This is a genomic window from Parasphingorhabdus pacifica, from assembly GCF_054779195.1.
In genome coordinates this window covers 259,218-279,150 of sequence record NZ_BAAGYS010000004.1, presented here as the reverse complement: position 1 = coordinate 279,150, position 19,933 = coordinate 259,218, and the positions used below count along the sequence as shown (strand labels likewise).

Below are 19,933 nucleotides of genomic sequence, written 5' to 3'. Positions count from 1 at the left end.
GTTGTCGAGCCACCGTCCGCACCAGGTATGGCTCAGGCGCTCGCTGGTGTGGGCTGCCGCCGGAGGGCCGCCGCGGGTCAGTCGCGATCGTAGGAGAAGCCGTTACCCGTCCGGCGCACGGCATGTGTGCAGGCGATGTGGCATTGTGTGTGGTGTGAGTGCGATCCCTGCCGCCCCGGATGTGCTTGCTCCCGACGTGGAGATGATTCCGCTGCCCGATGTCGCCGAGCGACTCGGAGAGCCGGTAACCCGGGTGCACCAAATGATTCGTGATGGGCATTTGCTCGCCATGCGCCGCGAGGGGGTGCTGAGCGTGCCCGCCGCTTTCCTGACCGAGACCGCGATCGTCAAGGGAGTGGGTGGCACGATCACCTTGCTCCGGGACAACGGTTACAACGAGGACGAGATCCTCACGTGGTTGTTCACCGCCGACGACTCGTTGCCCGGAACCCCGATCGATGCATTGCGTGGAGACCGCGGCCGTGAGGTGAAGCGACGGGCCCAGGCGATGGGTTTCTAGAACCCGCAGTTCTGCCGCGTCGGCGACGCGAATGCATTCGTATTCGCTGTCCGTGTTCGTCAGCCGGGCCACCGATCGGTGGCCCGGCTTTTTTCGGATGGGTGCATTTCCCGGTCGGCTCCGCTCGGACCGTCGGGGCGAATGGCGCCGGACGCCGGTTCGAGGACGAATCCGTGCTCGCGGCAGCCTCTTGCTCATCGGGTCGCCTCCCCGGCGGCGCGGATGCCGCGCGGTCCGGATGCCGCCAGACCTGAGGAGCTGCCTCACCGAGCGGCGCGGACGAGCCGTTCGGGTCATGCTCGTGGTGAGGCAGGACACGAGCAGGTGATCGTGATGGTGGTACCGGTGGTTTCCCGGCTGTTCGAAACGGGCTTCGGCACCGGCGGTTCGGCCGACTCGAGCGGGCCGGTGACGTGCTCGTGGGTTGAACAGCGGTTGTCCGGAGCGGATGGCTTCTGGACGGCGACGGAGTGTCCCGACGGGCCACGGCACCTGAGGCCGGGGTGGGGCGCGTGGGACGGTGACGCGATGTGGTTCAGCGCCGTACCGTGCGGCGGCGAGGCGGCGTCCTCCGGTGTGCGGGTTGGCCCCGGACGGGCGTGGTGGTTCGTGGACCGCATCTACGTGAAGTCCGATCCAGCCCACGAAGACCTCTCCGACGAGGAGCCGCACCAGATCGGGCTGGTCGAGCGGAGGCAGGGCCTTGGGGTGGGCGGCTCGCCGACGTGCTGGGTGTTCCGATCCTGAGGTGGTGGTTGACCGCAGGGAAGGCTGGTGCGCTGGTCAGCCCGTGATGCGGCGAGCGGCGAGCTTGCCGGAGATCAGCACGGGCGGCACCCCGACGCCCGGCGTGGTCCCGGAACCGGCCAGCACCACGTTGTCCACGTCGCGCACCAAGTTGCGCGGCCGGAACGGCCCGGTCTGGCCGAAGGTGTGCGCGGCGGAGAACGGTGTACCAGCGGCGTGGCCCTGCGCCGCCCAGTGCGCCGGTGTGACCAGTCGCTGGGTTTCGACGGCTTGACCGAAGCCGGTGAATCCTCGGGCATCGAGCAGGGTGAACAATTCGTCCCGGTAGGCCGGGCCCAGGGTTTCCCAGTCGAACGGGCCTGTGCTGAGGTTCGGGCACGGCGCCAGGACGTAGTGCAGTTCGCGCCCTTCGGGAGCCAGCGACGGATCGGTCGCGGTCGGTCGGCTGATCAGCAACGACGGGTCGCTCATCAGGTGCCCTCGTTGGATGATCTCGGTGAAGGTGTTCTGCCACGCGGTTCCGAACGAGATCGTGTGGTGGGCCGTGCCCGGCCAGCTCCGAGAGGTCCCCGCGTGCACGATCACGGCTGAGGGTGACCAGCGGAGTCGACGGTTCCGGGACCGACCGAGCAGCCGCTGGACGACCGGCGGGTCGGGGGTGAGCACGAACGCATCGCCGCTGATCGCCTCACCTCCGGAGCAGCGCACGGCCCGCACCCGGTTGCCGTTCCACTCGAGCGCTTCCACCTCGGTGTCGTAGCGCAGTTCCACCCCGGCTCGGCGGGCGGCGTCGGCCATCGCGGTCGGTAGCGCGTGCATGCCGCCCCGGGGGAACCAGACCCCGTTCACCGTGTCCATGTAGGAGATCACCGAGTACAGGGCCAGCGCGCGTCGCGGATCGAGTCCCGCGTACAGCGCCTGGAAGGAGAACACCCGCTGTAGGCGTTCGTCCCCCAGGAACCGACCGATCGCCGGACCGAGGCGCCCGAAACCGCCGAGCGCGACGAGTTTGGCCAGCTGCGGAGTGAGCAGGTCCAGCGGGGAATCGAAGTTTGCGTCGATGAACCGGTGCATTTCCACCCGGTACATCTCGCTCAACCAGCGGCGCAGCCTGCGGTACCCGGCTGCTTCGGCCGGTCCGGCGAACCGGCGCACCTCCGCTTCCATGGCGGCCGGGTCGGTGTGCACGTCCAGGGCGGAACCATCCGCGAAACAGGCCCGGTACGCGGGGTCGAGCGGGAGCAGGTCCAGTTCCGCCCGCAGCGAGGTTCCCACTGCGGCGAGCGCTTCGTCGACGAGTTCCGGCATGGTCAACACGGTGGGACCGGTGTCGACCCGGTAACCGTCGAGTTCCAGCACGCCCGCTCGCCCGCCGGGAACACTCGCCCGCTCCACCAAGGTCACCCGACGGCCTGCCCCGGCCAGGTGCAGGGCCGTGGACAGGCCGGACAGGCCGGCACCGACGATGACGACGTGCTCGGTGGGGCCGGCGACTCGACGCATCAGCGGTTTCGATCCGTCACGTCGATCGCGAGCTCGCCGAGCCTGGTCGTGGCGGGCTCGCCGAGGTCGGCGGTGTGCAACGCCGCCATCGCCGAGGAGGTCAGCTCGGTGATGCGCTCTTCTACCGCGTCGACCGCGCCCACCCGGGTCAGCACGCGCCTGGCACGTTCGACCCCGTCTCCGTCGAGTTCGGCGTCGCCGAGTGATCGGCGGAGCAGTTCGAGCCCCTCCTTGTCGTCCTGCAAGCCTGCTCGTTCCACGGCTTCGGCGATGAGCACTGTGCGCTTGCCCTCCCGCAGATCGTCACCCGCGGGTTTCCCGGTGACCTCGGGATCGCCGAAAACGTCGAGCAGGTCGTCGCGGAGCTGGAAGGCGACGCCGATGTCGGTGCCGAACCGGTGCAAGGCCGAAAGCACATCGACGTCGGCCCCCGCGATCTCCGCCCCGAGCTGCAGCGGGCGCTGGATGGTGTACGAGGCGGTCTTGAGCTCGTCGATCCGCAGTGCGGCCTGCTGGGTCTCGTCCGCTCGCGCTTGTCCCAGCACATCCAGGTACTGCCCGGCGAGCACCTCGGTGCGCATCGATCGCCACGGGTGAAGCGCCCGCGAGAGTGCTTCGGGCGCCAGCCCGGCGGTGTGCAGCATGTCGTCGGCCCAGGCGAAGGCGAGATCGCCGAGCAGCACAGCGGCGGCGGCACCGAAGCGCCCGCTCGGCCCCTCCCACCCCGTGTCCCGGTGGGTTCGAGCGAACAGCTCGTGCACCGTGGGGTTTCCACGCCGCGTGTCCGAGTCGTCGATCAGGTCGTCGTGCACGAGGGCGCATGCCTGGATGAGCTCGAGGGCGCTCGCTGCCTGCAGCATCGCGGTGGCCTCGGAGCCGGTGGCGGCGCCGCCACCGGCCCGCCAGCCCCACCACGCGAAGGTGGGACGGAGACGTTTGCCCCCTCCGAGCACGAACTTCGCGAGTTCCCGAGCTGCCTCGGCGAACGCGGGGTCGAGGCCCTCGCATTCGGCGATGCGACGTTCCAGGTAGGTGAACAGGCAATGCTGTACCTGGCCCGGCAGGTCGACTTCCACGGCGGTGTCCTCAATGATGTCTTGGCGGGGGGTGGAGTCTTGTAGGAGCACGGGTCCATCTTCCGGGACACGGCTCCGGGGCCGGTCGTGGGTCCGGAGTGCTCTCCCCGTGTCGCGGGTTCGGATTCGGAGGGTGACCGGACGGTGCCGAGCCGGAACGGATGTGACCGAGCTCGTGGGCTCACGCTGGCTGCCCGGCCGCACTGTCCGCACCGTCCGATCGTGTTCAGGTGCTGATGCTTTCCTCCGGGCGCTGCGCCGAGGAAGCCTTGGGATGGTGGTGCTCGTGGTGGGCCCGCTGCGCGAGGTAGGCGACGAACCCGGCTGCGCCGAAGGACAGCGCGACGACGAGCAGCGTCCACCAGATCCAGTACTTCGAGCCCGCGCCTGCGAATTGGAAAGCGGCCGATAGTTCGGTGACCTGACCAGCTTCGGGTCGCCAGCTCACCACCCCGGCGGATTCATGGCCGTTGGTGGTGGTGACCTCACCGGGTGTGCTGATCTCGAGGAGGAAGGAGGAACTGTTCTCCTCCAGCGGTGTGAGGTCGACCGAACCGTTGAACAACACGAGTGAACCGGAACGGTGCAAGTCGAATGTGTAGCGGCGGTGGCCCTGGCTTACTTCGGACGCCAGCTTTTCGACCTCGTCGTAGGTCAATTTCTGGAAAGTCAGCCGTGATCCGGTACGCCCCTCTTTCGAGTAGGGCGTGACGTTCACCCGGTCGGCCAAGCCTTCGGGCGGTCGCAACCGGAACGGAACCTGCCCGTCCGGTGTCTGGGTCGACAGCAGGATTTCTCCGGAGGCGGTGTCGTTCTCGGTGAGGTTCAAGGTTGCCCGCGTATGCAGACAACCGCTCAGGAGCACTCCGATCACCAGGATCAGCAGTGCCAGGACGGTCTGGGGTCGTGCCGCTGCGGTTCGGAACGCTTCGCCCTTCACCTCGACGACTTTCCCACCGTGCCGCTGAACTCGCCGACCGCGAACCACGGTAGGGCGATCCGCGGTGATCAGCGTCGTCGGTCCGGCGCGGTAGCGTTCCCCGCATGACATCCGACAATGGTGTTCATCAGATCAGTGATCGATTCGTCGACGACCTGGCCGGTCTCGACCCGATCGTGGCTACTCACCTCGGTATCCCCGGTGGTGACGAGGAGCTGACCGACTTCTCGCCCGACGGCTACCGCGCACGGGCCGAGCTGGCCCGCCGGGCGGTGGCGGAAATGTCGGCGGCGGAGCCCGTTGACGAGGGCGAACGGGTGGCCAAGGCGGTTTTCCTCGAGCGGGTGGGCCTCGATGTCGAGCTGCACGAAGCGGGCGCCGACATGTCGGCCCTGAACGTGATCGCGAGTCCGGTGCAGGAGCTTCGGCAGGTCTTCGACCTCATGCCGTCCAAGACCGAGGAGCACTGGCGCACGATCGCCAAACGGCTGTCGGCGATGCCCTCGGCCGTGTCCGGGCTGCGCTCCGGTCTGCGGCACGCCGCGGCGGAAGGGCACATCTCGGCTGCCCGGCAGGTCAAGCGCGTTGCCGAGCAGTGCGAGACCTGGGCGGGAAGACGGGAACAGCGTTCCTTCTTCCGTGGCATGGTTGCCCCCGCGCGTGAAGCGGGGATCGAGTCCGGACTCTGCGACGAGCTGGAGAACGCGGCCGACCGGGCGGCGGGGGCGTACGGCGAACTCGCGGATTTCTTGCGCGCGGACCTGCTGCCCAGGGCTCCGGGAAAGGACGCGGTCGGCGCTGAGCGGTACCGGCTGTGGTCCCGGTTCTTCACGGGAGCCGAGTTCGACCTGCACGAGGCGTACGAGTGGGGCTGGCGGGAGTTCTCCGCGATCGAGGCGGAGATGAAGGAGGTCGCCGATCGCATCAAGCCGGGAGCGACCCTCGCCGAGGCCGCTGCCGCGCTCGACGCCGATCCGCGCTACCGGGTGCGCGGCCAGGCGGCCTTTCGGGAATGGATGCAGGGACTTTCCGATCAGGCGCTGCTGCAACTGCGAGGTACCCATTTCGAGATCCCCGACGAGTTGATGAAGCTCGAGTGCCGGATCGCGCCGCCGGGTGGCGGGGTCGGCGCCTACTACACCGGGCCGACGGACGGGTTTTCCCGGCCGGGCCGGATGTGGTGGTCGGTTCCCGAGGACAAGGAGGAGTTCCCGACCTGGCGGGAAGTTTCGACCGTCTACCACGAGGGAGTACCGGGTCACCACCTTCAGGTGGCGACCTCTGTGTACCAGTCGGGGCGGTTGAACAAGTTCCAGCGGTTGGCCTGCTTGGTCTCCGGTCACGCCGAAGGCTGGGCGCTGTACGCCGAGCGGCTGATGCGCGAGCTCGGGTACCTCACCGACGACGGTGATCTGCTCGGCATGCTCAACGATCAGCTCTTCCGCGCCGCTCGGGTCGTGGTCGACATCGGCATGCACCTGGAACTGGAACTTCCGGCGGGATGTGGCTTCCACGAGGGTGAGCGCTGGACGCCGGAGCTGGGGCTGGAGTTCATGCTCGACCGCACGATCACGGATGCCGACCACGTGCGCGACGAGATCGACCGCTACCTGGGCTGGCCCGGCCAGGCGCCCTCGTACAAGCTCGGTGAACGGTTGTGGCTGGCTGCACGCGACGAAGCCCGCCAGCGCAAGGGATCGGCCTTCGACCTGCAGGATTTCCACGGGAAGGCACTTCGCATGGGTCCGATGGGGCTGGACACCCTGCGGGAGCAGCTCGCCCTGATCTGAGCGGGGAGGAGCTCGCGGCTGCCCGGATCGACTGGCACCGCCCCCGCGTGCTTCAGGCGTCGTCCGGCTCGAGGGGCAGTGAGCGGCCGAGGACGGCGAACGGTCGCGGGTCGCCGGTGAACCGGTAATGGCGGACCACGTCGACGAATCCGACTCGGCGGTACAGCTTCCACGCCCGGGTGGGCCCCTCCGGGGTGGACAGCAGAACGGTCCGCCCCGGAGCTCCGTCCAGGAGTCGGCGCAGGAGCTGTTCGCCGAGGCCGCTGCCCTGGCTCTGCGGGTGGACGTGGAGCTCGGTCAGTTCGTAGTAGTCCTCCAGCCACGCGTCGGCGTCGGAGGCTCCGGCGACGAGCAGCCCGCGTCGTACCTGCTCGTGCCACCACTGCCCGGACACGCCCCGATAGCCGTATCCGATGCCGAGCAGCTCGTCGTCGGCATTGAAGGCGCCGACGCAACGCCAGCCGGGCCGGTGAACGTGCGCGGACCACATCGGCGCACGCTGCTGGGCGGTCACCGGTGGATAGTCCATCGCGTCGATGTAGATCTGCAGGGCTTCGTGGAGTCGAGTGCGGAACTGGTCGGCGGAGAGTTCGACGACCCGGTCGCAGTGCGGGGAGCGCGCGGCGGTCACTCACCGAACCCTAGATGGTCGGGTCTGATGATCGCGCTGTGGTGCGGGCTGAGTGGCGTGGCGTGTCGGGGGCGTCATGCGCTCCGCGCGAAGCCGCTGGTCGTTGTTCCGACGCGTCGACTGCCTCGAACAGGTGAGCTAGGTCGCGGTGCTTGAGTCCGGCCCCCGGAGGGGCTAATCTGAAGGCGTTCGAACTGAGGTTCGAAAACAGCGTCCGGTGGTGAGGTGGGGGAAGCACCTCACCACCGGACTGCCGGCTTCCCCCCGGCGCAGCACGAATCCGTCCTTCCGGTGTCGTAGCTCCGCGCGTGGGCCAGGTGTCACCGGAGACGTCGTGAACGTGATCTTCGAGGAGGACGCCGATGTCACAATCCAACGAACTCTCCATCCCGGTGCCTCGGCGCTCGGTCGATGACCGCCCGGTAGCTGTTTCCGGTGGGAGCGCGGCCTCCGCGAGCTCTCGCGCGCTGCTCGTCCGGGCCGGGAACCGCCTGCGGGAAGGCGAGCGCGCGGGCCCGCCGACCGAGCGCTACGTGGCCGCCCACCTGGCTGCGCTCCGGGCCGCTACCGCGATCGTCGTTGCGCGCGGCCCCCGGCGGGTCGGTGACCGACCGGTCAGCGTCTGGCGGCTGCTCGGCGACGTGGCGCCCGAGTTCGGCGAATGGGCGGCCTTCTTTGCGGCGGGCTCCGAACGTCGGGCGATCGCGGAGGCCGGTATTCCGGGGGTGTCCGATGAGCAGGCCGACCGAGTTCTGCGCCGAGCCGGTGAGTTTTTGGATCTCGTCGATATCGAGCTCTCCGGCGCGGCACGATGAGTCCCGTGCTGATGATCGACCACGATCGAATGCTGGACTTGCTGGGTACGGAAGGGCAGCTGCTCACGGCAGCCACTCTCGACGCCCGGCCGGATGCTTTGGTGGCGGGTGCTTCCGGTCGAACTCTGGGTGCCACGGTGCGCCACATCGGCGATCTGTGCGAGGACACGCTCTCCTGGATGGATGCCTCCGATGTCGCATCCGGAAATCGGGAACTCCCGCACGAACCTAGCCTGCGCGAACTCACTCACCGGTTCGCGGCCCGGCTGGCGGACCTGCTGGCGGAGTTCGGGACTCGCCCGCCGGACGACTCGTGCCGGACGTGGTGGCCCGGCGACCACAGCGTTGGTTTCTGGGTGCGCCGCATGGTGCACGCGACGACCCTGCACCGGGTGGACGTGCAGACCGCGGCCGGAGTGGAAATGACCCCGATCGAGGGCGCGATCGCCGTCGACGGCATCGACGAGGTGCTGCGGACGTGGTTCACCCATCGGCTCGGTTCGATGGACATCGGTTCCTCCCGGCCGTTCTCCGTCGAGATCCGGTCGGCCGGTGAGACCTGGTGGGTCCGGGCAGACCCCGATCGGGTCGAAGCGGAAAGCGATGTGCGGGAACCCGGCTCGGACCCAGGAACCCGCCGGGGCGGGGATGCGCTCATTCACGGAGATCCCGTGTCGATCTACCTCTGGCTATGGGGACGTCTACCGGATCGAGTGATCGAAACGGAGGGAGATCCGGACGCCGTCGCGCAGCTGTGGGGACTGCTTCAGCTCGCCACTCGGTGAGCGGCGAGGGTGGTGGCGAGCGGCGGACGGTGGGCTGCCGGGGGCCGGCCACGCCAGGCGTTTCAGGACCAGGTGTCTCAGGACCGTAGCCGCAATCCCTTGGGAGTCGCGCGGAAGCCCGCTTCGGTAAGCACACCAGCCAGATGTGAGCCGAGCGCCCCCTCGCCGTCGGCGCGCTGCACCGCGAGCTGTTCGAGCCACCCTTCCCGGACACTGCCGGCCAATGCTCGGGCAGCGGACCGGAGCGGCCCGTCCTTGTCGGTGAACGACAACAACGACTTGCCGCCGCGTTCGACGTAGAAAACCGCGTCCCCGTCGACGAGCACCACCAGGGCACCCGCCTTGCGGCCGGGACGATGCCGCGTCTCGCCGATCGGGGCAGGCCACTCCAGCGCCGCCCCGTACGGCTGGGCGGGATCCGCGGCTGCCAGCACGACGGTTTCGGCTTCATCGGGTTCTCCCGGACCGTCGGCGCGGGACAGCGCACGCAGCCGGTCGATCGCGCCGGGAACGGCGAACTGGGCGGCCCCCAGCCCCTCGATCACGTAACCACGTCGACACCGGCCGGATTCCTCCATCGCCCGCAACACCTTGTAGACCGCAGCGAAACCGCCGGTGACTCGTTCGGTGTCCAGCGCTCCGCGGGTCAGGACGCCGTGCCGCTCCAGAAAGGCCTCGGCACGAGCGTGGGCGCGGCGGGTCGGTTCGGTGGTGGGATTCGGGGCGAGCGACCACCGGCCGGAGACCGTGGGGGGACCGGTGCGGCTCGGCATCGACGGTCGACCCGCGCGGAGCCGTGCGTAGCGGCCTCGCGGTGCGTTGCGCCGAGGCTTGTGCGCGGCACCCCGCCCGGAGATCAGCGAGCGTAGCGGCGCAAGGGTGTCGTTGGTGACCGAGCCCGACCACACCAGCTCCCACAGCCCGGCGGTGACGTTCTCGTCCGTGGGGATACCCTCGCCGATCTCCGACAACGCGGCACTCGTCCGATCGACGAGCTGCCGAAAGAACAGCGCGCCACCCTCCAACGCGGCCAGGATGGCGCGGTGGAGGGGTGAATCCGGCGCCTCGGCATCGGGCCGGTCCGGAAGGAGCAGGTCCGCGACATCGGTCGGTGCCAGCGCCACCCAGCCGTCGCCACCGGCGAGCGCTCCGGACCCGACCCAGCTGACCTCCCCCGTGGCGGTCAGCTCGTCGAGCAGTGCCGGTGTGTAGCCGGGCAGTCGAGCGGGCAGGACCAACGACTCCAGCGCGCTGGCCGGAACCGGCGCTCCCGCGAGCTGCTCGACGACTCCGAGCACGTCGTCGACCGTGGGCGAGGACCGCGAACGCGTCCCTATGCCGTGCCAAGCGGGCAGGAACCGTCCCAGCGTCGACGGCTCCACCGGCTCTACATCGGATCGGAGCCGGGCCAGCGAGCCACGCCGCAACCGGCGCAGCACCTCCGCATCGCAGTACTCCAGAGCATTGCCGCCACCGGCTTCGAGCGGGCGGAGCTCACCGCGAACCAGCCGTCCTCCGGACGTCAACCGATCCAGCACGCCGTGCGCCACCGCCACTCCCAGACCGAACCGATGCGCGGCGGCATCGGCGGTGAACGGTCCTCTGCAGCGGGCATACCGGATGAGCAGCTCACCGACCGGATCGGCTACGAGCTCGGTGAACGCTTCGGGAACGCCCACCGGGAGAGCCACCCCGAGCGCGTCCCGCATCTTGCCCGCGTCCTCGATCGCGATCCAGCGCTGTTGGCCCGCGATCCGCACCTCTAGCACCCGACGCTGATCCCGCAGGTCCTCCAACCACTCGGTGCGCACGCCACGCTGTCGGGCTTCCTCGGTGGTGAGATCGCCGAGGAAGCGCAGCAGGTCCACGGTCGATTCCTCGTCGCCCGCGTGCCGCTCGGGAACCAAGCGCTGCAACTGGGCCTCGACCTCGTCGACGACCTCGGGATCCAACAGCTCGCGCAACGCCTCGGAACCCAGCAGTTCGGCCAGCAGCGTGGAGTCCAGGCTCAACGCCGCGGATCTGCGTTCGGCCAGCGGAGCATCGGTTTCGTAGAGGAACATTCCGATGTAGCCGAACAGGAGGCTTCGCGCGAACGGGGAAGGCGTCGGCGTCTCGACCTCCACCACCCGGACCGTGCGGGACTCGACCTGGGACATCAGCTCGGTGAGTCCCGGCACGTCGTACACGTCCTGCAGGCATTCCCGCATGGCTTCCAGCACGATCGGGAACTCCTCGTAGCGCGAGGCGACCGCGAGCAGCTGGGCCGCTCGCTGACGCTGCTGCCACAGCGGCGACCGCCGCCCGGGGTCCCGTCGGGGCAACAGCAGTGCCCGAGCAGCGCACTCCCGGAACCGGGACGCGAACAACGCCGAACCCCCGACCTCGGCGGTCACCACCTGGTTGACCTCGTCGGAGGCGAGCAGCACGTCCGCTGCGGAGGGGAGCACTTCGGTGCCGGACTCGTCGAGCGCATCCGCCAGTCGGAGCACGATCCCGTCGTCCGATGACGCGACCTGCGGATCGATACCGCGGCGCTCGCGCAGGCTCGCGCCGATCGCGAGCGCCCACGGGGCGTTGACCTGGGCGCCGAACGGCGAGTGCACGACCATCCGCCAGTCGCCCAACTCGTCGCGGAACCGTTCCACGACAACCGTGCGGTCATCCGGCACCCGGCCGGTGGCCTTGCGTTGCTCCTCCAAGTAGGCGAGCAGGTTCTCCCTGGCCCACGTGTCCAACCCGGCAGCCTCCACGCGGGCAGCCGCCTTCGCCGGGTCCGCCGCCACCAGCTCCCGGACGAAGGCACCGAGCGCTCTGCCCAGCTCCAGCGGTCTCCCCGGTGAATCGCCCTTCCAGAACGGCATCCGGGCGGGCTGTCCGGGTGCCGGAACCACCACCACCCGGTCGTGGGTGATGTCCTCGACCCGCCACGAGGAGGTCCCGAGCAGGAAGGTGTCTCCCACCCGTGATTCGTAAACCATCTCCTCGTCCAGCTCGCCGACGCGTACTCCGCCCTTGCCCGCGGTGTCGTCCCCGGGTGTGGTGACGGTGAAGAGGCCTCGGTCGGGGATCGTGCCGCCGGAGGTCACGGCCAGGCGCTGGGCACCGGGACGTGCGCGCAGTTCGTCGTTGATCCGATCCCACACGATGCGGGCGCGCAGCTCGCCGAATTCCTCGCTGGGGTAGCGCCCGGCGAGCATGTCCAACACCGCGTGCAGTGCCGAGTCGGGCAGGCCGGCGAAGGAAGCCGCCCGGCGAACCACTGAGGTCAGCCGGTCCAGCGGCCAGTTGTCCATCGCGACCATCGCGACGACCTGTTGGGCCAGCACGTCCAGCGGGTTGCGGGGAAACGCGAGTGATTCGATCAACCCGTCGGCCATGCGCTCGGAGACCACCGCGCAGCCGACCAGGTCGCCCCGGAACTTCGGGAACACCACGCCCTGGGACACCGCTCCGACCTGGTGCCCGCCGCGCCCGATCCGCTGCAGACCGGAAGCCACGCTGGGTGGTGTCTCGACCTGCACGACCAGGTCCACGGCACCCATGTCGATGCCCAGCTCCAGTGACGAGGTGGCCACGACGCATGCCAGCCGTCCCGACTTCAGTTCTTCCTCTACTTGGGAGCGCTGTTCCTTGGACATCGATCCGTGATGGGCCTTGGCGACCGCTGTCGTGGCACCCGAGGTGATGCCCGAGCCACCCACGGCTTCGGCGGGGAACCGCCCGGTCGCCTCCTGCCTGCCGACTTCTGCCTGCCGGTCGGTCTCCTCCTCGGCGAGTTCGTTGATGCCCGAGGTCAGACGTTCGGCCAAGCGGCGGGAGTTGGCGAACACGATCGTCGACCGGTGCCCGCGCAGCAGCTCGAGTATCCGCTCCTGGACCGATGGCCAGATCGAGGTGTGCTGCTCGGCGCCGGCGGCCGATCCTTCGACCTCGCCGGACGGTGCGCCCAGCTCGGCCATGTCCGGGACCGGAACCTCGACCCGGACCTCCACCTGCTTTCCGCGTATCGGCTGGACGGTGCGCACCGGGCGCCCACCGGCGAGGAACGTGCGCACCTCGTCGATCGGTCGCACCGTGGCCGACAGTCCGATTCGCTGTGCGGGGCCGGACAGCAGGTCGTCGAGGCGCTCCAGCGACAGCCCCAGGTGTGCGCCGCGCTTGGTGCCCACCACCGCGTGGACCTCGTCGACGATCACCGTCTCGACACCGCGCAAGGATTCCCGAGCGGCCGAGGTCAACAGCAGGAAAAGCGATTCCGGGGTGGTGACCAGCACGTCCGGCGGCTTCCGCGTGAACTGGCGTCGCTGATCGGCCGGGGTATCGCCGGTTCGAAGGCCGACGGTGATGTCCGGTGGTTGCGTCCCCCTTCGCCGCGCGGCCTGCTGGATACCGGCCAGCGGCGCCCGTAGGTTGCGTTCCACGTCCACCGCCAGCGCCTTCATCGGCGAGACGTACAGGACCCGGCAGCGTTTCGTGGGGTCCTCGGGCCGTTCGCGCACCGCCAGCGAGTCCAGCGCGGAGAGGAACGCCGCGAGCGTCTTGCCCGAACCGGTGGGGGCCACCACGAGCGCGTGCTCTCCCCGTGCGATCGCTTCCCACGCTCCGGTCTGCGACTCGGTGGGCGTGGCGAACGCGTCCCGGAACCAGTCCCGGGTGGCGGGGGAGAACAGGTCCAGCACATCGGTCACCGTTCCATGCTGGACCACGCCACCGACACCGCAGGTCGTGAGTGTCCGGTCCGCCCGAGAGCGGGGTCGTGCGAGCGGGGGCTGCGAAGGCGCGGGTCGAGTTCGGTGAGTCACCCGCAGGGTCTGCGAGCGTGCCTCAACTACTTCTTCCGCTGGTCCCAGAACCAGCGGACGGCCACCACGATCACGGTGATGAAACCGGCCGCGATCACCAACTGGCCCAGTGGACTGGACAGTCCTGTCGGATCGGCTTGGAGGAGTAGCACACCCGTCAGTCTAGTGAGAACTCCGGCGCGCGACGCTCGGCACGTCGGTCGGACTCCCGCGCGGTGGTGCGAGACCTGCTCGGGTCGTTTCTACTGCGGTCCGCTGATCTTCGGTGACGACCGGGTGAGGACGAGTTCTCAGGGGCGCTGCGAGCGCCCCGTAGGCTTGGTGGTGATGCGTCATACCGCGTTCCGCCGTCGAATGGCCGAGGAATTCGGCGAGATCCGAGCCGAGATGCTCGCCCAGGACCACGTGATGGCCGAGTTGGGTGGCCGCACCGTCGACCAGGCCTTGGACGCGGGGTTGTTCCCCAAGGAGGTCTGGCACGCCGTCTGCGACACGTTCGACATTCCCGCCGAACGGCGTTGAACGGCGCGACGCGCGGTCGGGTGCGGACCTGCGGAGGCCTCTCCGGCGGAGTGCTCGTGCCGGCGCGAGCACGTCGACCGGATACTGCCGACGGCGGAGGCCGGATACTGGCCGGACGGTGGATACCTGTGTGAGGGCGAGAGCCCACCGCCACCCGGTGGTGGGATTCACCTGCGTGTCGACCGTCTGATCGAACACGCGTTCGTCTAGTATGGGGGTGTAAGGGACGGCTGCCCCCGTGGGCCGCGAGTCGGCGGATGGAATGTCGGTCCCAACCCGTAGCGTCGATTCCGATACGACGAAGCCCGACTTGACCGAGGTGGACCCCGATGGCAGCGACACCCGACAAGGGCAAGGCGCTTGAGCTCGCCCTCGCCCAGATCGACAAGCAGTACGGCAAGGGCTCGGTGATGCGGCTCGGAGACGAGACGCGCGCGCCGATCGAAGTCATCCCCACGGGATCCATCTCGCTGGACGTGGCGCTCGGCATCGGCGGGTTGCCGCGGGGGCGCGTCGTCGAGATCTACGGCCCGGAGAGCAGCGGTAAGACCTCCGTGGCGCTGCACGCCGTGGCCGGCGCGCAGAGCCTGGGCGGCACGGCGGCGTTCATCGACGCCGAGCACGCCCTGGACCCGGAGTACGCGAAGGCGATCGGAGTGGACACCGACAACCTGCTGGTCTCCCAGCCGGATACCGGTGAGCAGGCACTGGAGATCGCGGACATGCTCATTCGCTCCGGTGCCCTCGACTGCATCGTCATCGACTCGGTGGCCGCGCTGGTTCCCCGGGCGGAGATCGAGGGCGAGATGGGGGACAGCCACGTCGGTCTACAGGCCCGGCTGATGAGCCAGGCGCTGCGGAAGCTGACGTCCGCGCTCTACAACGCCAAGACGACCGCGATCTTCATCAACCAGCTCCGCGAGAAGGTGGGCGTCATGTTCGGGTCGCCCGAGACGACCACCGGCGGTAAGGCGCTGAAGTTCTACGCGTCGGTGCGGTTGGACGTGCGCCGCATCGAGACGCTCAAGGACGGTTCCGACGCGGTCGGCAACCGGACCCGGGTCAAGATCGTGAAGAACAAGATCGCACCGCCGTTCAAGCAGGCCGAGTTCGACATCATCTACGGCACCGGGATCAGCCGAGAGGGCTCGCTGATCGACATGGGCGTCGAGCAGGGAATCATCCGCAAGTCCGGCGCTTGGTACACCTACGAGGGAGACCAGCTCGGGCAGGGCAAGGAGAACGCCCGAAAGTTCATGCGGGACAACCCCGACATCGCCAACGAGGTCGAGAAGCGGATCAAGGAGAAGCTGGGAATCGGGGCCACGGTGGATTCCGAGGAAGAGGGCGGAAGTCCGGCCCCGGTGGAGTTCTGAGTGATCTATGAGCACTGACAGTTCTCACCGTCGTGGGAGCGGCGCGTCGGGTCGCTCTCGCGACGGCCAGACGGTGTCGGCTGCCGACGACCCCGAGGCCGGCCGGGAGGCACCCGTCTCTTCCGCAACGGAGGGAACCGACACCCAGCAGTTGGCGCGGGACGTGGTGTACCGGCTCCTCGCCGTCCGGGCGCGGAGCCGGGCCGAACTCCGGCAGGCCCTGCTGCGCAAGGAGATCGACGAAGAGGTCGCCGAGGATGTGTTGCGGAAGTTCGTCGACGCGGGGCTCGTCGACGATGCCGCGTTCGCCGAGAGCTGGGTGCACGAGCGGCATCAGTACCAGGGGCTCGGGCGCAAGGCTTTGGGGTTCGAGTTGCGGCGCAAGGGTGTCGAGGAACACCTCGTCGCCGAAGCTCTGTCCACTGTCGACGAAGAAGCGGAGGTCGAGCGCGCCCGGGAGCTCGTCCGCCGGAAGATGCCCGCGATGGCCAGGGTGGACAGCACGAAGCGCACCCGCCGACTGGTGGGGATGCTGGCACGCAAGGGATATGGCGAAGGTCTGGCCTTCCGGGTTGTGCGGGAGGAGATCGAGCACTTCGGCTTTCCGGACGCGGACGTCGAGGTGGACGAGTAAGCGGGCCGTCCCGGCCGAGGGGTGAGCGTCGGCGGGACTGGTTCGCCCTAGCAGGTCAGCTTCTCTCGCGCGCTGCGGACGATGTCGGACGACGTTGCCGAACAGTGCCTCGCGGGGGTAGCGGCGGCGACGCGGCACTACCCCGGCGTGTAGGAGCAGGGACCGTTCCGGCGTGCTGTGGTCTGTTCATCGGGTGGTGCGCGCACCGCCGTTGACGTTGATCACTTGTCCGGTGGTGAAGCGCGCTCCGGGGGAGGCGAGGAAGTGGACGGTGTCGGCGATTTCCTCGGGATGACCGTGCCTGCTCAGTGCGGTCAGTGCGCCCGCGCCTGCCCGCCGAGGGATCGACATGCCTCGTCCAGGACAGCTTTCCGACGCCCGGTGATGTACACCCGGTCCCCGTCTTTGGCGAACCGGGTTGCTATGGCCAGACCGAAGCCGGTTCCGCCGCCGGTTACCAACACAGTTCGCACGCTGACCTCGGCGGGACACGAACTAGTCGAGCAACTCGTCGACCGTGTCCTCATGCGCGAGGCCGAGCTCATCTCGGGCCCCACTGCTGACCAGCAGGCCGCCCTGTCCGAGCTACTCCGCGTCTTCCTCGACGACCTGCAAACCCACCTCGGCGAGCAACCTCCCACTCACGTCGGCTCCGTCTGACAGCTCGATCAGCTCACGGGACTCGGAACCTGACATCGAACCTGGAACCATCGGATCCTCGCCGAGTTCAACAGCGGGCAAACCCAAGTCGCGTCGTCCCGCAGGGGCGGGCGTTTCAGGGGCGGGCGAATCGAGCCTCGATTCCACTCGGTCGACAGCAGTCCGGTACCGGCGTTCCGAGCCGCACGGCATTCTCGTAGAGTCCCCGCTCGTGGCGAACAAGACCGGCGTGCCCAGCCCGTCGCACATCGTGTGGGACTGGAACGGCACTCTCTTCGATGATAATCACGCGGTGCTCTCAGCGGTGAACACCGTGTGCGCATCGTTCGACCATCCCGGCATCGACCTCGCACGATGGCGCGAGGTGTTCAGCCGCCCGTTGCTGCAGTGCTACGAGCGGGTGCTGGAGCGCAGCCTGACCGAACAGGAGTGGGCTCGCATCGACGGGCTCTACCACGAGGCCTACGGGGAATTGCTGCACAGCTGCGACCTGGCCCGGGGCGTTCCCGGAGTGCTCCGCGACTGGCAGGTCGCGGGCGGGACCCAGTCGCTGCTGTCGATGTGGTTCCACGAGGAGCTCGTACCGCTGGTGGAGGACTTCGGTCTGCGGTCGTTGTTCGCCAGGGTCGATGGACTTCGCGACGAGGTCGGCGGCGGATCCAAGGCCGAGCACCTGCAGCGGCACGTCGCCGAGCTGGCGCTGGATCCGGCCGGTGTCGTGCTGATCGGCGATGTGCTCGACGACGCGGTCGCGGCGAGCCGGGTGGGTACCGACTGCGTATTGCTGACCACCGGTGTCATGAGTCGTCGTGCACTCGAAGGCTCCGGTTTCCCCGTCGTCGACTCGATCCCCGAGGCGATACGGTTGATCGATGCCGAGGCCGCCGCGTAGCCGGTATTGCGCAGCCGGTATTTCGCACCGTGGCGGTGCTGTGCGTGCGTTACCAGTCGCGTACGGGCGGACGGGTGGTGACGATGCGTTTCCACGGTCCGGGCGGAACGTCCTCGGCGTCGACGAACCTCCAGTCGACCACGTCCTGGTTCCCGTTGAGCTGCTGAAAACCCAGACAGCCGTTCAGCGCAGGAGAGACGTCCATGCCCGCTCCGTTGAACTTCTGGTTGGCCGGACGGGCATCGTGGGCGCCGAACACGTACTCCGCGTCGTGGTACTCGCCGGGGCCCGCGTCCTGGATCTGTCCGTAGCAGGTGGCCGTGCCGTTGGAGATCATCACCCAGCGGTTCTTCAGGTAGCTGAACGACGGGTCGGTGGCATGACCCGCATATCCGGGATCATCGCTCCACGGCACGACCGCGGCTCGCTGGGCGAACGCGGTCGGATCGTTGAGATCGTCGAACGGCAGATCCAGGTAGAACGGGTTCTCCTGGGGAACCATCCTGGTCGGGAAGAAGTCGTTGGCGGCCGTGCGTCGTTCGGTCGTGCACGTGTCGCCACGCCGGATACCGTCGCAACCGCCGTAGTGCTCCATCCAGTCCGAGTCGTAGGCGGAGACGACCTGGCTACCGTCCGAGGCCGTCGGATCGAGGACTTCGCCGACCCAGAACGTGGTGGCGACGATGCCGGTGTGCAGCGGGTACACCCGGCCGTGGGGCGCGTCCACCGGCGAGTCGGCGACGCATGCCGTCACGGCCAGCGTTGCCGCGAGCAGAGTTCCCGGCAACCGGTTCCGCATCCGGATCAGTCGCACACCCATCGCAGCGGTGCCCACAGGTCGAGGCGGTCGCAGAGGGTGGGGTCGGGGGCCACGTCCAACGCGTAGTCGTCGGTGGTGACCGAACCGTCGGAGAACAGCGCAAGCCCGAAGCTGAGGCCGGTCGCCTCCGTTGGGGCGGGCGGGCTGGTCCAGCTGGCCTGCTGCCAGTCCTCCGAGGCGGCGAACGACGGACTCGATGACCAGTACTGCCATCTTCCGTCCTGATCGCGGTAGTAGAGCGCGAGCTGGGTCGGCGCCGAGGCCTTGTACCAGGTGCTTACCGTGTACCGATTGCCCGGACGGATGGCCGGGGCCGATGCGCCGAGGTCGAGTTCGGGCATCAGCTTGGCATCGCCGTCGACGTGTCGCGCGACGTCGACCCGATACGCCCACTCGCCGGTGCGTGCGTCCCGGGTGCGGGTCCCGGTCGATTCGTTGTTGCCCCACGTCGAAGCAGACCAGCCCCGCGGGGCCGGGGCGTGGCCGCTCAGTTCGAGCGACGGATTCGGCAGTTCGTGGACTGTTTCGACCGGCGGTCCCTCGGCGGACGCTCGTACCGGGCCGCCGATGACCTGGTCGACCGTTCGCACCACCGTTCCGCGGGATTCGCGCTTCGCGAGCCAGCCGGCGAACTCGTCGAGCACCTGTGGACGGATCGCCATCTCGCCGCAGAAGTCGCAGGTCCGGTGGAATACGAGCGGAACCCAGCCACCACCCGACTGTTCGGCTCGGAGCACGACCTGCTGAAGGTCGCGCAATGTCCACCTCGGACCGACCATGCCCGGCGAGCGGATCTCGTAGGGATCTCGGGGAGGAACGGTCTCGGCCGGCGTGCAGTCGGCGCACTCGTGCGGCGAGTAGAGATCTCCGAGTGCGCGGGCGCTGTTGTAACCGCAGTCTTCCGCGGCGGTCTTGGCCGTCTGCGAGCGGGTGCTGTACGGGTAGGCGAAGGACGTGACCCGGTAGCCCCACTCGGTGAGGTTGTTGCGGTCCTGGCAGATCTGCCGCCGGGTTTCGTCGGGGCGGGTGGTAGCCAGATCCGGATGGTTGACCGTGTGGCCACCGATCTCGTGGCCGGCAGCGGCGACCCGCCTGAGGTCGTCGTGGCTCATGTAACCGGGTTTTCCGATCGAGCCGGAGACGATGTAGAAGGTTCCGCGCATCTGGTGCCGGGTGAGGATGTCGGCACCCACTGGTTGGGACACCGTCCCGTCATCGATGGTGAAGCTGACGATGGTGGTCGGACCTTCCTGCGCGCCCGCGGGCAGGGGAACCGCGACGGCCAGGACCAGTACGAGGGAGGCCAGGACCGGCCACCGTCTGCGGGCACGTCGTGGCGTGCCCGCAGGGGCGTCCGTGCTGTCATCACTGGCCATACCGCGACCACCCGGAAGGTCGGTTGCGCTGCGAGCCCGAC

The 19,933-nt window shown here is 68.7% G+C and carries 20 protein-coding genes; 10 read left to right on the top strand and 10 right to left on the bottom strand.

The features are described 5' to 3' along the window. Positions 1–154: 154 nt before the first annotated feature. Both ACYVAN_RS05290 and ACYVAN_RS05285 read left to right on the top strand, forming a co-directional pair. The gene (locus ACYVAN_RS05290; protein WP_460956224.1) at positions 155–520 is read left to right on the top strand and encodes an Rv2175c family DNA-binding protein; all 366 of its coding nucleotides are present in this window, start codon (positions 155–157) and stop codon (positions 518–520) included. Positions 521–853: 333 nt separating this feature from the next. Next, positions 854–1,267 carry a hypothetical protein gene (locus tag ACYVAN_RS05285; RefSeq protein ID WP_460956222.1) on the top strand — a complete coding sequence of 138 codons (414 nt, stop codon included), beginning with the start codon at positions 854–856 and terminating at the stop codon, positions 1,265–1,267. Positions 1,268–1,303: 36 nt separating this feature from the next. Here ACYVAN_RS05285 and crtI read toward each other — a convergent pair whose 3' ends face one another. From crtI to ACYVAN_RS05270, 3 genes are all read right to left on the bottom strand, one after another. Beyond that, positions 1,304–2,770, bottom strand: coding sequence for a phytoene desaturase family protein (gene crtI, locus ACYVAN_RS05280; RefSeq protein ID WP_460956220.1), 1,467 nt, complete (start codon positions 2,768–2,770; stop codon positions 1,304–1,306). Continuing rightward, positions 2,770–3,897, bottom strand: a complete 1,128-nt coding sequence (locus ACYVAN_RS05275) for a polyprenyl synthetase family protein (protein ID WP_460956218.1) — start codon at positions 3,895–3,897, stop codon at positions 2,770–2,772. The genes crtI and ACYVAN_RS05275 overlap by 1 nt, the downstream gene beginning before the upstream one ends. Positions 3,898–4,072: 175 nt before the next feature. After that, positions 4,073–4,897 (bottom strand): DUF3153 domain-containing protein, encoded by an 825-nt coding sequence (locus tag ACYVAN_RS05270; RefSeq protein ID WP_460956216.1) that lies wholly within the window; start codon positions 4,895–4,897, stop codon positions 4,073–4,075. Between ACYVAN_RS05270 and ACYVAN_RS05265 the strand changes: the two genes are divergently transcribed. Then, the gene (locus ACYVAN_RS05265) at positions 4,891–6,576 is read left to right on the top strand and encodes a DUF885 domain-containing protein (RefSeq protein ID WP_460956214.1); all 1,686 of its coding nucleotides are present in this window, start codon (positions 4,891–4,893) and stop codon (positions 6,574–6,576) included. The genes ACYVAN_RS05270 and ACYVAN_RS05265 overlap by 7 nt on opposite strands. 52 nt (positions 6,577–6,628) lie before the next feature. On the opposite strand, the gene ACYVAN_RS05260 is transcribed toward ACYVAN_RS05265, so the two are convergent. Beyond that, on the bottom strand, positions 6,629–7,207 hold the full coding sequence (locus tag ACYVAN_RS05260; RefSeq protein WP_460956212.1) for a GNAT family N-acetyltransferase: 579 nt from the start codon (positions 7,205–7,207) through the stop codon (positions 6,629–6,631). Positions 7,208–7,569: 362 nt separating this feature from the next. Here ACYVAN_RS05260 and ACYVAN_RS05255 point away from each other — a divergent pair, with 362 nt between their 5' ends. Both ACYVAN_RS05255 and ACYVAN_RS05250 read left to right on the top strand, forming a co-directional pair. Beyond that, positions 7,570–8,022, top strand: coding sequence for an SAV_6107 family HEPN domain-containing protein (locus tag ACYVAN_RS05255; RefSeq protein WP_460956210.1), 453 nt, complete (start codon positions 7,570–7,572; stop codon positions 8,020–8,022). An 11-nt stretch (positions 8,023–8,033) separates the two neighbouring features. Further along, positions 8,034–8,807: a maleylpyruvate isomerase N-terminal domain-containing protein gene (locus tag ACYVAN_RS05250; RefSeq protein WP_460956378.1), complete on the top strand. Its 774-nt coding sequence runs from the start codon at positions 8,034–8,036 to the stop codon at positions 8,805–8,807. 77 nt (positions 8,808–8,884) lie between these two features. Here ACYVAN_RS05250 and ACYVAN_RS05245 read toward each other — a convergent pair whose 3' ends face one another. Together ACYVAN_RS05245 and ACYVAN_RS05240 are read right to left on the bottom strand one after the other, a co-directional pair. Next, positions 8,885–13,498, bottom strand: coding sequence for an ATP-dependent helicase (locus tag ACYVAN_RS05245; RefSeq protein WP_460956208.1), 4,614 nt, complete (start codon positions 13,496–13,498; stop codon positions 8,885–8,887). Positions 13,499–13,638: 140 nt separating this feature from the next. Further along, complete coding sequence (locus tag ACYVAN_RS05240; protein WP_460956206.1) at positions 13,639–13,764, bottom strand: hypothetical protein; 126 nt, start codon at positions 13,762–13,764, stop codon at positions 13,639–13,641. 175 nt (positions 13,765–13,939) lie between these two features. Here ACYVAN_RS05240 and ACYVAN_RS05235 point away from each other — a divergent pair, with 175 nt between their 5' ends. The 3 genes from ACYVAN_RS05235 (at position 13,940) to ACYVAN_RS05225 (ending at position 16,144) form a co-directional block, all read left to right on the top strand. Next, a complete protein-coding gene (locus ACYVAN_RS05235) occupies positions 13,940–14,134 on the top strand; it encodes a DUF3046 domain-containing protein (RefSeq protein ID WP_460956204.1) in 195 nt (64 codons plus the stop codon). A gap of 329 nt (positions 14,135–14,463) precedes the next feature. Continuing rightward, complete coding sequence (gene recA / locus ACYVAN_RS05230) at positions 14,464–15,510, top strand: recombinase RecA (protein ID WP_460956202.1); 1,047 nt, start codon at positions 14,464–14,466, stop codon at positions 15,508–15,510. Between the two features lie 73 nt (positions 15,511–15,583). Further along, entirely contained in the window at positions 15,584–16,144 is a 561-nt protein-coding gene (locus ACYVAN_RS05225; RefSeq protein WP_460956200.1) for a regulatory protein RecX, read from the top strand. A 186-nt stretch (positions 16,145–16,330) separates the two neighbouring features. Here the strand turns inward: ACYVAN_RS05225 and ACYVAN_RS05220 are convergent, their stop codons facing one another. After that, a complete protein-coding gene (locus ACYVAN_RS05220) occupies positions 16,331–16,495 on the bottom strand; it encodes an SDR family oxidoreductase (protein WP_460956198.1) in 165 nt (54 codons plus the stop codon). Next, a complete protein-coding gene (locus ACYVAN_RS05215) occupies positions 16,459–16,671 on the bottom strand; it encodes an SDR family NAD(P)-dependent oxidoreductase (protein ID WP_460956196.1) in 213 nt (70 codons plus the stop codon). The genes ACYVAN_RS05220 and ACYVAN_RS05215 overlap by 37 nt, the downstream gene beginning before the upstream one ends. Between ACYVAN_RS05215 and ACYVAN_RS05210 the strand changes: the two genes are divergently transcribed. Together ACYVAN_RS05210 and ACYVAN_RS05205 are read left to right on the top strand one after the other, a co-directional pair. Further along, positions 16,568–16,804, top strand: coding sequence for a hypothetical protein (locus ACYVAN_RS05210; protein ID WP_460956384.1), 237 nt, complete (start codon positions 16,568–16,570; stop codon positions 16,802–16,804). The two genes, ACYVAN_RS05215 and ACYVAN_RS05210, sit on opposite strands and share 104 nt — an antisense overlap. A 211-nt stretch (positions 16,805–17,015) precedes the next feature. After that, a complete protein-coding gene (locus ACYVAN_RS05205; RefSeq protein ID WP_460956195.1) occupies positions 17,016–17,696 on the top strand; it encodes an HAD family hydrolase in 681 nt (226 codons plus the stop codon). A gap of 49 nt (positions 17,697–17,745) precedes the next feature. Here the strand turns inward: ACYVAN_RS05205 and ACYVAN_RS05200 are convergent, their stop codons facing one another. Both ACYVAN_RS05200 and ACYVAN_RS05195 read right to left on the bottom strand, forming a co-directional pair. Next, positions 17,746–18,531 (bottom strand): hypothetical protein, encoded by a 786-nt coding sequence (locus ACYVAN_RS05200; protein ID WP_460956193.1) that lies wholly within the window; start codon positions 18,529–18,531, stop codon positions 17,746–17,748. Continuing rightward, positions 18,501–19,892, bottom strand: a complete 1,392-nt coding sequence (locus tag ACYVAN_RS05195; RefSeq protein WP_460956191.1) for a polysaccharide deacetylase family protein — start codon at positions 19,890–19,892, stop codon at positions 18,501–18,503. Before ACYVAN_RS05195 ends, ACYVAN_RS05200 begins: the two co-directional genes overlap by 31 nt. Positions 19,893–19,933 lie beyond the last annotated feature (41 nt).

Excerpts from the sequence above, each read along its gene's own strand:
- ACYVAN_RS05220 (WP_460956198.1), bottom strand. The coding sequence starts at position 16,495 with ATGTCGATCCCTCGGCGGGCAGGCGCGGGCGCACTGACCGCACTGAGC.
- ACYVAN_RS05235 (WP_460956204.1), top strand. The coding sequence starts at position 13,940 with ATGCGTCATACCGCGTTCCGCCGTCGAATGGCCGAGGAATTCGGCGAG.
- ACYVAN_RS05270 (WP_460956216.1), bottom strand. The coding sequence starts at position 4,897 with ATGTCATGCGGGGAACGCTACCGCGCCGGACCGACGACGCTGATCACC.
- ACYVAN_RS05255 (WP_460956210.1), top strand. The coding sequence starts at position 7,570 with ATGTCACAATCCAACGAACTCTCCATCCCGGTGCCTCGGCGCTCGGTC.
- ACYVAN_RS05265 (WP_460956214.1), top strand. The coding sequence starts at position 4,891 with ATGACATCCGACAATGGTGTTCATCAGATCAGTGATCGATTCGTCGAC.
- ACYVAN_RS05285 (WP_460956222.1), top strand. The coding sequence starts at position 854 with ATGGTGGTACCGGTGGTTTCCCGGCTGTTCGAAACGGGCTTCGGCACC.
- recA (WP_460956202.1), top strand. The coding sequence starts at position 14,464 with ATGGCAGCGACACCCGACAAGGGCAAGGCGCTTGAGCTCGCCCTCGCC.
- ACYVAN_RS05195 (WP_460956191.1), bottom strand. The coding sequence starts at position 19,892 with ATGGCCAGTGATGACAGCACGGACGCCCCTGCGGGCACGCCACGACGT.
- ACYVAN_RS05250 (WP_460956378.1), top strand. The coding sequence starts at position 8,034 with ATGATCGACCACGATCGAATGCTGGACTTGCTGGGTACGGAAGGGCAG.
- ACYVAN_RS05210 (WP_460956384.1), top strand. The coding sequence starts at position 16,568 with ATGGCCAGACCGAAGCCGGTTCCGCCGCCGGTTACCAACACAGTTCGC.
- crtI (WP_460956220.1), bottom strand. The coding sequence starts at position 2,770 with ATGCGTCGAGTCGCCGGCCCCACCGAGCACGTCGTCATCGTCGGTGCC.
- ACYVAN_RS05215 (WP_460956196.1), bottom strand. The coding sequence starts at position 16,671 with ATGAGGACACGGTCGACGAGTTGCTCGACTAGTTCGTGTCCCGCCGAG.